At 38.0% G+C, this 968-nt stretch carries 1 protein-coding gene and 1 pseudogene; one reads left to right on the top strand and one right to left on the bottom strand.

All coding sequences use genetic code 11. The features are described 5' to 3' along the window. Positions 1-143 precede the first annotated feature (143 nt). On the top strand, positions 144-647 hold the full coding sequence (locus H4J59_RS00040; RefSeq protein WP_182235755.1) for a hypothetical protein: 504 nt from the start codon (positions 144-146) through the stop codon (positions 645-647). A gap of 81 nt (positions 648-728) precedes the next feature. Here the strand turns inward: H4J59_RS00040 and H4J59_RS19130 are convergent. Then, a pseudogene (locus tag H4J59_RS19130) lies at positions 729-968 on the bottom strand (group II intron reverse transcriptase/maturase); the annotation flags it as partial.

Here is a 968-nt window from a genome sequence, read left to right as displayed (position 1 = left end):
TCGTTAGTGTTCTTACGCTACCATCAAATAACAAGGTAATTCAATCTGACAAAAATAGCTTGTCTCGTTTTTTGCAAAAGGCGCAAAAACCAATCCAACTATTTTTGCAGTTTAATTAAGCGTTAGATCATCAGGAGAAGTCAGTGGAAAATAGTAAAAAAATAAGCTCTCCACTTGAATTATTTGGTAGGGCTGTCGATCCTAGTAATTTTATATCCACTTATATATTGGGGCATTTATGGATAGAGCGTTTACTTTTTCACATTATTAAAATAAAAACTGGCAAATCAGAAAGAGCTATAGAGCGATTGACACATGCCAAGTTAATTGACTTAATTGATTCGCTAAATATTTTGGAACCTTTACAGTTAAAAACATTAAGGAAAATAAATCAAACTAGGAATAAGCTCGCCCATGATATTTCCTATGATTTTAGTATTACTGAGTTCCGTTCGTTAGTTCATCTAGCACAGAGCGCATTTTCTGATATGACCGATGGCTTTGAGCAAACATTAGATGAACTGGAAGGTAAAGCCAATTTAAATGAGGTTTCGGATTTTGTATACCCTGAAATTTTTATGCAAATAGCTTACGATTTAGAAGCTGTTTATGTTGAGTTGGGTGGTAAAATAGATAGTTTTAAGTAGTCTGATCTAATCGGGTAGCCAGAGGTCTCTAACCTCCAGCCCCCACACCACCGTGCATGTGGCTCCGCACAGGGCGGTTCACTAACCATGATGTATTCTTATCCAAAGTTCACGCAGTGCAATTAACCCTTCATCCTTAAGATATTGATTGGTTAATGCCATGTTGACCCCTTTAGTTTTAGAACTTCTCCATGGGCCTTTGCTTGTAATACCACAACTTATCGCGAGTCTTTCTGGGACACCTCGCTTAAGTAAATTTCTAACCTTGGTTCTGGGCCTTCGCCATTGTCGCCAGTAGCACATCCGTATTCTACGACGAAC

It is taken from the genome of Colwellia sp. MB02u-10, from assembly GCF_014077185.1.
Taxonomy (GTDB): domain Bacteria; phylum Pseudomonadota; class Gammaproteobacteria; order Enterobacterales; family Alteromonadaceae; genus Cognaticolwellia.
Note: the sequence above shows the minus strand (reverse complement) of the source record. Positions and strands in the feature narration are given on the sequence as shown.